At 59.4% G+C, this 9,427-nt stretch carries 11 protein-coding genes and 1 pseudogene; 3 read left to right on the top strand and 9 right to left on the bottom strand.

Translation table 11 applies throughout. The features are described 5' to 3' along the window. A pseudogene (locus tag HMPREF1022_RS04285) lies at window positions 1-495 on the top strand (IS5 family transposase); the annotation flags it as partial. 38 nt (window positions 496-533) lie between these two features. Here the strand turns inward: HMPREF1022_RS04285 and HMPREF1022_RS04280 are convergent. Then, complete coding sequence (locus HMPREF1022_RS04280; protein WP_009302019.1) at window positions 534-929, bottom strand: winged helix-turn-helix transcriptional regulator; 396 nt, start codon at window positions 927-929, stop codon at window positions 534-536. Between the two features lie 148 nt (window positions 930-1,077). Here HMPREF1022_RS04280 and HMPREF1022_RS04275 point away from each other — a divergent pair, with 148 nt between their 5' ends. Further along, window positions 1,078-1,731 (top strand): flavodoxin family protein, encoded by a 654-nt coding sequence (locus tag HMPREF1022_RS04275; RefSeq protein WP_009302018.1) that lies wholly within the window; start codon window positions 1,078-1,080, stop codon window positions 1,729-1,731. A 6-nt stretch (window positions 1,732-1,737) separates the two neighbouring features. Here the strand turns inward: HMPREF1022_RS04275 and mutM are convergent, their stop codons facing one another. From mutM to ffh, 6 genes are all read right to left on the bottom strand, one after another. Next, window positions 1,738-2,595, bottom strand: a complete 858-nt coding sequence (mutM, locus tag HMPREF1022_RS04270; protein WP_008685691.1) for a bifunctional DNA-formamidopyrimidine glycosylase/DNA-(apurinic or apyrimidinic site) lyase — start codon at window positions 2,593-2,595, stop codon at window positions 1,738-1,740. Between the two features lie 30 nt (window positions 2,596-2,625). Continuing rightward, complete coding sequence (locus HMPREF1022_RS17950; protein ID WP_156802836.1) at window positions 2,626-2,886, bottom strand: hypothetical protein; 261 nt, start codon at window positions 2,884-2,886, stop codon at window positions 2,626-2,628. A 2-nt stretch (window positions 2,887-2,888) separates the two neighbouring features. After that, entirely contained in the window at window positions 2,889-3,416 is a 528-nt protein-coding gene (rimM, locus tag HMPREF1022_RS04265) for a ribosome maturation factor RimM (RefSeq protein ID WP_009302017.1), read from the bottom strand. 11 nt (window positions 3,417-3,427) lie between these two features. After that, window positions 3,428-3,658: a KH domain-containing protein gene (locus HMPREF1022_RS04260; RefSeq protein WP_009302016.1), complete on the bottom strand. Its 231-nt coding sequence runs from the start codon at window positions 3,656-3,658 to the stop codon at window positions 3,428-3,430. 329 nt (window positions 3,659-3,987) lie between these two features. Then, window positions 3,988-4,227, bottom strand: coding sequence for a 30S ribosomal protein S16 (gene rpsP / locus HMPREF1022_RS04255; RefSeq protein WP_008685694.1), 240 nt, complete (start codon window positions 4,225-4,227; stop codon window positions 3,988-3,990). Window positions 4,228-4,458: 231 nt separating this feature from the next. After that, window positions 4,459-5,979, bottom strand: a complete 1,521-nt coding sequence (gene ffh / locus HMPREF1022_RS04250) for a signal recognition particle protein (protein WP_008685695.1) — start codon at window positions 5,977-5,979, stop codon at window positions 4,459-4,461. Between the two features lie 888 nt (window positions 5,980-6,867). Here ffh and HMPREF1022_RS04245 point away from each other — a divergent pair. Next, on the top strand, window positions 6,868-7,212 hold the full coding sequence (locus tag HMPREF1022_RS04245; RefSeq protein WP_009302015.1) for a TIGR04076 family protein: 345 nt from the start codon (window positions 6,868-6,870) through the stop codon (window positions 7,210-7,212). 395 nt (window positions 7,213-7,607) lie between these two features. Here HMPREF1022_RS04245 and HMPREF1022_RS04240 read toward each other — a convergent pair whose 3' ends face one another. Both HMPREF1022_RS04240 and HMPREF1022_RS18830 read right to left on the bottom strand, forming a co-directional pair. Beyond that, entirely contained in the window at window positions 7,608-9,182 is a 1,575-nt protein-coding gene (locus tag HMPREF1022_RS04240; protein ID WP_009302013.1) for an outer membrane homotrimeric porin, read from the bottom strand. A gap of 18 nt (window positions 9,183-9,200) precedes the next feature. Then, the coding region (locus tag HMPREF1022_RS18830) for a hypothetical protein (RefSeq protein WP_232221544.1) at window positions 9,201-9,427 on the bottom strand (227 nt) is incomplete at its 5' end.

The following is a 9,427-nucleotide window of genomic DNA, read 5'->3' as shown; positions in this document are numbered from 1 at the left end:
GCAGTTTCTCTCGACAGTACTATTGTTAAGGTTCATCCCGATGGAACAGGGCCTTAAAAAACAGGTCCGCAGTCCATCGGAAAGTCCAGAGGCGGCTGGACGACCAAGCTTCATATGGTTGCCGCGAATGCTGAATGCGCGTTGAATTTCAGCCTCACTCCCGGCAACGCCGGCGATGCCCCCGAGGGGCGCAGGCTGCTTGTCCAGTTGGGGCCGATGCCAGCGCCGTGCAGCTTGCTTATGGATGGCGCATATGAGGGTAATGAAACGACTCGCTTGGGACGTGAGTTGGGCTTCACTCCGGTGGTGCCGCCCAATCCCAACCGACTGAAACCGTGGGAGTATGACAAAGAGCTATACAAAAGACGTAATGAGGTAGAACGGCTTTTCAGGAGGCTCAAAGGCTTCCGCCGTGTTTTTACTCGGTTCGATAAGCTCGATGTCATGTTCCTGGCCTTTGTCGTCTTTGCGTTAATTGTTATAGCTCTGAAATAGTGTTAACAGGCCCTAAAGCATGTACCACTCAAAATGCTTTAGGATTGCCCGGCATCTCCCGTCCGCCCGCCGCCGTCCTGTGACAATTGCTCTTCTCCCCAGCGGTACAACTCCCGCAGGGCCGGAAGCAATCGCCTGCCCCGCTCGGTCAAGGCATACTCCACATGCCGGACTTTACCGCCGCACTCGCTCCGGCGCAGCAGGCCGTCCCCCTCCAATTCCTTGAGACATTTGCTCAACATCATATGGGTGATGCCTCTCACCTCGCGATGCAGGGCATTGAAACGCACGGCCCCATCGGCCAGATGCCAGAGCAACGGCAATTTCCACTTGCCGCCGATGACTTCCAAGGCGCGCAGAATAGGGCACGGCACTTCATAAATATTGACCGCGGGCAACGTTATGTCATAACCGACGTTTTCGGGTTCACTCATACAATCCCTCCGCCTCCGCTGCCGTCTTGCTGTTGGCAAGCAGCAGTTGCAACCAGGTAAGAAAAAACTGCGTACTTGCTTTTTCCCGTCCGCTTCAGGATATTCAGGCACAAAAGCCTGCACAACCACAACGCGTAAGGAGAAAGACATGCGCATCTGCGCCGTCAACGGCAGCCCCAGAAAAAAATGGAATACCGCCACCATACTGCAAAGCGCCCTGGACGGCGCGGCTTCGGCGGGCGCAGAAAACGTCCGGACGGAAATGATCCACCTTTACGACTACAGTTATACGGGCTGCGTGAGTTGTTTTCAATGCAAGCGCAAGGGAGGGAAGCACTATGGCCGTTGCGCCGTGCGCGACGGCCTGACGCCGGTGCTGGAAAAATGCCGTGAGGCGGACGGGATCATTTTCGGTTCCCCCGTCTATTTTCACAATATAACCGGCATGATGCGCTCTTTTTTGGAACGCCTGCTGTTTCCCTGCATTGCCTATGACCGCGACTATTCCTCACTGGCTCTCAAAAAACCGGCCACGGCCTGCATCTACACCATGAATGTGACGCGCGAGGTTATGCTGGAGCAGCACTACCCGGAAAAGCTGGAGAGCACGGAATTCTTTATTGAACGAAGTTTCTCCAGGCCCGCCGTGCTCTACGTCAACGACACCTATCAGTTCAGCGACTACAGCAAGTATATGGTGGAATGCTTTTCCGAACAGGAGAAGGCGCTCCAAAGGGAAACACAGTTCCCTCTGGACTGCCGAAAGGCTTTTGAGCTGGGCCGTTGTCTTGCGCGGGGCTGACCGGATTTACTTCTGGCAGTGCGGACAACAGACGGTGGCGCGGCCCGCCACGCGGATCTTTTGCAGCGGGCGGCCGCAACGGACGCAGGCCGCGCCGCCCCGGCCATAGACCGCGAAACTGTTCTGAAACGCGCCCACATCGCCGTTGGCGTCGCGGTAATCACGGATGGAGCTGCCGCACTGGGCGATGGAGCGGCGCAGCACGTCCTTGAGGGCCGCCAGCAGGCAACGGCTCTGAGCCGGGCTCAAGCTGGAAGCCTTGCGGCGCGGGTCCAGGCCCGCCTGAAAGAGGGATTCGTCGGCGTAGATGTTGCCGATGCCCGCAATGACCTTCTGGTCCAGCAACACAGCCTTGAGCGCCGCGCCCCGGCTTCGCAGCAGGGCCGCGAACTCCCGCTCGCCGATCTCCAGCGGCTCGGGTCCCAGCTCCCGCCAGAAATCCCAGGCCTGCAAAATCTCCGGCGTGGCGGCCAGCACCAGGCCGAAAGCCCGCGTGTCGTCGAAAAAGAGACGGCGCCGGTCGCCGTCCGGAGTGCGCAGATCAAAGACACAACGGGTATGGGAACCGGGCGGCGTGCCCGGCGCGTACACCATCAGACGGCCTGTCATACGCAAATGCACGGCCAGCAGATCCGGGGCGGTCTCTTCCGGAGTGCGCCCGCTCTCCGGCGGGGCCAGATGCACCAGCAGCAGTTTGCCCCTGCGGCCCACGTCCGCGATACGACGGCCCGCCAAAGTGGCCGGGGGCAGGCTCAAGGGATGCAGGCTGCCGGACCGCAGAACTTCCGCCCCCTCAATCAGGCACTCCTGTACCTGGGGGCGCAGGGTGCGGGCTACTGTTTCCACTTCGGGCAGTTCAGGCACTTGGCATCCATCTTTTTGTTGCCGGCTTCGTTAAGCGTCGCGGCGCGCCCTGGTCACGTAGGCGGCTACGCTCCACTGCGGCGCGCCGCTTGCTTGCCTTGCCGGCAAACAAAAACCCGGATGCCAAGGAAAAACAACGCGAAAAATCAGCAACAGTTTTTCAGCTAGAGCAATTTCACTTTGAAATTGCTCTGCTGACGCGAAGGCGGCAGTCGCCACGAAGTGGCGTGGATTCTGGTGAAAACCACGTTTTTCGCCAGAATGCCAACTTTGAAATTTGTAAAATTTCAAAGTTAATCTGCTCTAAGATAAATTTCCAACAAACCTTCGGGCGGGTCAATGGTCACGGTGCGGGCGTCCAGGTCAAAACCAACAATGAAACAGGGCTGGGCCGGAAAAAGAATTTCCTGGTCTTGTTCCGTGACGATAACCCAGATTTCCTGGTCCGCCGGATATTCCACATGGTCGAGGCGTCCCAGACGGCGGCCGTCTGGCAAGAGCACCTCGCAGCCCAGCAGATCTTCCAGATAGGCCTCATCCTCGTCCGGCGGAGGCAGGCTGTCGCGCGACACCAGAATTTTCTGTCCGCGCAGGGCCTCAGCCGCCGTGCGGTCCGTCACGCCTTCCAGAAGAAGCAGGGGGCGGCCCTTGTGCCGGCGGCAGGACAGGGCCCGGACGAGCCGGGGCGGCTCATCCCCGGCCTGAAGCCAGAGCGGCGCGTCCAAAAGCAAGGGGGAGTCCGCATGCCAGTCGATGCAGATCTCCCCTTTAATACCGTGGGGCCGCGCCAGCGTGCCCATATGAATCAGCATATCCGCCATGGAAGCCGAAGCTACTCCAGAATTTCCAGAACCGTACGTTTCTTCGACTTGGTGGATGCCGCGCTCAAAATAGTGCGCATGGCGCGGGCCGTGCGCCCCTGCTTGCCGATGACCTTGCCCAAGTCTTCCTTGGAAACCTTGAGCTCCAGCACCGACGTCTGCTCGCCTTCCACTTCGCTGACCTGCACTTCTTCGGGATGATCCACCAGAGACTTGGCAATATATTCGATCAGAGCCTTCATCGCGTACCTCCCAAAGATACCTTGCTGCCCGCGGGCAGCGCGGGCAAGGATTAAATAACGCGCAACCTTCGGAGCAATCGGCAGCTATCCGTCCGTCTTTCCCGTGCCGCACTGTCCTCCGGGCTGGTCCCGCAACAGCATAACGCTTGCGGCAGGCGGTTCCCCGCCTTTCCACAAGGTTTTATAGAGCATTTCAATGTTGATCTGCTCTGGAGCAATTCAACTTTTTCAAAGCCGAACCGCCCGCAAGGAGTTGCAGGCAAATCCTTGCCGCGAGATGCTTCCCGGCGGGTTTGATCCGCCGCAAGCAAGCATCGCAAGCGTAAGATTTAGGACAGATGCGCTTTGATCAGCGCCCGCACGGTGTCCGTGGGTTCGGCGCCGCGCGCGAGCCATTCCTTAATTTTATCCGCGTCAAGTTTCACTTCCGCCGGATTGGTCATCGGGTTGTAGTAACCCAGCAATTGCAGCGGACGCCCGTCACGACGGGTCTCGTCATTGGCGGCCACCACCCGGTAGAAGGGGTGCTTTTTGCTGCCGAGACGGGTCAATTTCAACTTCACAGCCATGAGTCCAACTCCCTTTGGTTTTATGTTAGCGTCGCGCCCGTAAAAGGGCAAGAGGGAAACGCGATTTCCAAGGCCGCATAAGGCCCTGCGAAGCGTTGTTTAATGAGGATTTTATTTTTTACCGAGAAAGGCCGATGCCGGGCGGAACGCAGTGTACCAAGACATACATAAGCTTCGCACGGGGTGAGCCTGACGCAGGCAAAAGGCAAAAAGCCCATTAAGCAACTTTCCCTATTTCTTTTTGCGCTTCTGGCGCTCTTTCTTTTTCCGTTTCTTGGCAGCGGCGGATTTCGCCCCTCCGGGCCGTCCGCCCGGCAGAGCCATGCCGTCCATTCCACCCATGCCCGGAAATCCGCCCATACCGGGCATGCCCATGCCGGGGGGCATCATGCCCGGCGGCATGCCGCGCGGCATTTTGGGCATGGCCGGACGGCCTCCCTTAGCGCCCTTGCCGCCCATCATGCCCTTCATCATCTGGCGCATCTGCTCAAACTGGCGCACCATCTGATTGACCTGGGCCACGGTCACGCCCGCGCCCTTGGCGATGCGCGCCCGGCGACTGCCGTTGAGGATATCCGGATTGCGGCGTTCCCGCATGGTCATGGAATTGATGATGGCCTCGGTGCGCGCCATCTCCTTTTCCGGCACCGCGCCGTTGGCCTCAGCCAGCTTTTCGCGCAGGCCGCCCAAGCCCGGAATCATTTTCAGAATGCTGTCCAGCGAACCCAATTTTTTTAGGCGGCGCATCTGGGTACGGAAATCTTCCAGGTCGAAGCTGGCCTTCTGCATCTTGCGGGCCAGGGCCTCGGCCTCTTCGGCGTCAATGGTGGACTGGGCCTTTTCCACCAGGGTGAGCACGTCGCCCATGCCCAGAATTCGCCCGGCGATACGGTCGGGATGGAAGACCTCCATCTCCGATAATTTTTCGCCCACGCCCACGAATTTCACGGGCGCGCCGGTCACCGAACGGATGGACAGGGCCGCGCCGCCGCGCGCGTCGCCGTCCATCTTGGTCAGCACAACGCCGGTCAGGCCCAGGCGCTCATTGAAAGCCTCGGCCACGGTCACGGCGTCCTGGCCGGTCATGGCGTCGGCCACGAACAAGATTTCCTGCGGCTGCACAGCCGCCTTGATGGCCGAAAGCTCTTCCATCAGGGGTTCGTCCACGTGGAGGCGGCCGGCCGTGTCCAGCAGCAGCACAGTGGCCTGCTCCTCACGGGCCTGAGCCAAGGCCGCCGTGGCGATGTCCACGGGCTTCATCTCCGTGGTGGAGGGAAAGCAGGGCATGTCGAGCTGCTTGGCCAGCACCGTGAGCTGGTCGATGGCCGCCGGGCGGTAGACGTCCGCGGGGACCAGATAGGGCCGCATTTTCTGCCTGCGCAGCAGATTGGCTATCTTGCCCGCCGAGGTGGTCTTGCCCGAGCCCTGAAGGCCCACCAGCATGATCACCGCCGGTTCTCGGCCCTGCAGGTTGAGCCCCGTGGTTTCGCCGCCCAGCAGAGAAACCAGCTCGTCATGGACGATTTTAACCACCTGCTGGGCCGGGCTCACGCCTTTGAGCGTTTCCTGCCCCAGGCACTTTTCGCGCACGCTTTCCACAAAGTCTTTGACGACCTTGAAGTTGACGTCCGCCTCCAGGAGCGCCAGCCGCACTTCGCGCAGGCCGGCCTGCACGTTTTCCTCGGTGAGCTGGCCGCGCCCGCCGAAAGAGCGGAATACGCCGGAAAGTCTGTCGGAAAGGCTCTCAAACATGAAGACCCCGCATCCGCCGCCGCGCCCCTGTAGGGGACGGCAGCCACAAAGCGTCTGTTTTCGCGCCGCGACACGCGGGCGAAGTGGAGATTCATAGGCTGTTTGCGGCGCTTCGTCAAGTCAGGGAGCGCGGCGTTGCAGGGTCCTTCCGTTCTCCGCTTGTATGGATAATTATTTTGTATTTATAGTAGGTTAGCGTTCAAAAGCAATTATTTTATGGGCTTGTTATACGAATGAGGTATTTCGAGCCCTCCGGGCACGGCTTTTTTCGCCACGTTGTGGCTTGGGCCGCCTCCGGCGCGGGCAGGGGGTCAGGGGCTGCCGCCCCTCGCCCCCCTTGCAACCCCTATACCCCGCTTGGGTTTTCCAGCGCTGTAGGTTTCCGAGGGCAGCGCGGCGTTTGCTGCGGGAGCTTCCTTCGCTACGCTCAGGCGATCTCCCTTCGCGCCGCGCAATTGCCATTGACGGCTGGGCTTCGAGTCAAAACTCCGTCCGCTGCCGAAAATTGACGCGCGGCGATTTCGGGGCGCAGCGAGCCCCGCGAGCAAGACCCGTGGGACGCCGCGTCAACGCGCTACAACGTAGAGCAGGGGCAGGGGGTTGTAGGGGGCCTGGGGACAGCCGTCCCCGGCCCCCTGCCGCGCGCCGCGAGCTTTAGCCGTAGGCGAGCTTGCGAGCCGTACGGATAAAGACAGCAACGATAGGCGGCCCAAACGCCGGAAGGCGTAAAATCTCCATGCCCGCAGGGCAGAATAAAACAACAGACGGAGAACAGAATGACCCTGACGCGGCGTTGACAGCCTCCGGCACGGCGTCTAGGTTTCAGATAAAGCCGTATGCGGCTTAGCCCCCCCCAACACTTGCACCCGCCCGCCGCGCGGAGGCACTATGAACAAGGTAAAAATCACGGTTCTGAAAACCACCTTTGACGCGGAACTTGCCGCCCGATACGGGGCGGAAGGCCTGGACGCCTGTCCCATGCACAGGGAAGGACAGGTCTTTTACGCCGACTACGCCAAGCCGGAAGGCTTCTGCGACGAAGCCTGGAAAGCCGTCTATCAGTATGCCTTCGCTTTGGCCCACGGCGCGGGCAAGGGCGTCTTTTATTACGGCGACTGGATCAAAACGCCGGGCGTGGCCGTCTGTAGCTGCAACGACGGCCTGCGCCCCGTCATCTTCAAGCTGGAAGCCACGGACGAGGTTTCGAGCATGGAGTACACGCCGGTGCGGTAAGGCTCGGCCGCGGCGCTGAAACAGCAAAAACCCCGCGCGCGCCCAAGAGGAAGGAACCAGACGGGCGCGGGCGGGGCCGCCGACTCAAAGGGACCACCCCTCTGATGGGACGTCGGCTGCCGGGGAGGGGCCACACGCCCCTCCCCGAATTTTTTGTCCGTTGCCGGACGAAACGAGGCTTAGAGCATTTTCACTTTGAAATTGCTCTAACGCCGCACACGGTGCGGCGCGCCGCGAAGACCGACCCGACGGGCGGCCCGTAGGGCCGTGCCTGTAGCCCAAAGGGAGCACAGGCATCGAGAGCAACGCGGCGTGTATTCCGGCGAAGCGACCTAACCATGTTTTTCGCCAGAATACCGGCTTTGAAATTTGTAAAATTTCAAAGTTAATCTGCTCTAGAAGCTGTAGCCAAAGACCAGTTGCGCCTTCCACATATCCTGCTTTTCAAAGCTGGTGTTGCGCTGGCCAGCCTTCTTCCAGGTGTCGTTGTCCATGAAGTTGGCAACGTAGCCCAGATCAAGATACACATTGAAGTTTTCGTACATCTTGTATTCGTTGACCAGATTGAATTCCAGCAAACCGTCATTGGTGGTCAGATACGGACCATCATAGTTGCCCCGGCCATCGTCCCACGCATATGATGTTGCCATATACTTGACGGCGGAGGTGCTGTTGGTGCCGCCCCAGTAGGCCACGCGGAAGGTGTGCTTGAGGTCTTCCACAAAGCTCATGTCGCGGATTTGCAGACCGATGCCCCACGTACCCGCATAGCTCAGCGCTCCCATGTCGTTGCCGCCGGCACCACCCCAGGAATAAGGGCCGCCGTCACCCAGGAAGGAGGTGAAATTGCCGTAAGGCGCGATGGAAGGCATACGCTCAGAACCGTTTTTGGGGTTGCCGTCGTCGCCCGAACCGTACCAGCCGAAGATACCGGGCACGCCCCAGTCCATCTTGTATTCCACCAGAGCCTTGGCCAACCAGCCCTGGCGTTCGGTGCTGCTGCGTTTACTGGCCATGGGCACATCGTTGTAACCGCCCTTCCAGGCTATATAACGCCCCATAGACTCCACATAGCCGTAGTTAATATCCACTTCGATATTCAAGGGATCCCAGGCAGTGATAGCGAAAGGCAGGCCAGCCCAGAACATGGAACCGTACGCTTTACCGGTACCGCCTAGATTTCCCGGATAGCCGTTGAGACCGGCATAAGGTGCCAGTGTGTAATAGGGATTACCGTCGGCGAAACCATTTTTATAGGCGTTGAACTTGTCCGTATTTTTCCCCTTCATGCCATACATGGCCCAGGGAGTGATTTCAAAACCGTCCAGCGTCACCGGGACCATCAGACCAAAAAGATCCATGTTATCCAAATAATTATCAGGATCAGAACCCCATACATGCGGCGTCCCATCGCTGTTCTGCGTCTCCTGGCTGTAGTTGTCATTGAACGGACGCATCCAGAGAGCGGTCAGACCCAGATTCTCGTTGAACTGATAGGAGGCCACCACGCCCGCCACAGGGGCATCCATAACTGCGGTACCGCCAGCCTTGTTGGGCAGAATGACCTCATGCAGGCCCATGCGCACCTTGAGATCGGTCTGCGGCACCATCCAGTCGATATAAGCCTGGCGTACCCCGATCTGATTCGCCCCGTCGGCCCCCAACGCGGCACCCTTGTCGGCCTTGCCCCACGGCTGGTTGCCGATTTGGAACTGCACGGTACCGGACAAAGACTCGGAGGCCACAGCCTCCAGTTGCAGACGGATACGTTGAGTCGCATTAAATGTATCACTGGTGTTCTTTTTGATTTTTTCACCGGCACGATTGCGATAATGGCTCATAAGATTCTTGTCGCCCACGCCGAAGCCCATCAGCCACTGCCCTTTGGCCTTGAAATCAATGGCCGACGCGCCCGAGGCCGCGCCCAGCAGCATGCCCGCCGCCAACAGCACTGTCAGAATCTTCTTCATCTTCCGCCTTCCTTCTCGTTATAATTGCCGGGCCAGCCCGGAGATTCTCCGCGCCCCATGCGCAAGAGAAAAATGTTGCCGCGCCTTCCGGCGCGCGCAGACGCCGCCGGAAAACGCGAAAAGCCCGAAAACACGCCGCACAGGACGCGCTTCCGGGCCGAAATGTCGGGTCAACCGCCGCAACGGTTGAAAATTACACTTACTTAATAAAGAGAGAGAGAGAGAGAGAGAGAGAGAGAGAGAGC

The organism is Desulfovibrio sp. 6_1_46AFAA (genome assembly GCF_000224635.1).
GTDB classification, from domain to species: Bacteria; Desulfobacterota; Desulfovibrionia; order Desulfovibrionales; family Desulfovibrionaceae; genus Desulfovibrio; species Desulfovibrio fairfieldensis.
This window is presented reverse-complemented; position numbering and strand designations above follow the sequence as displayed.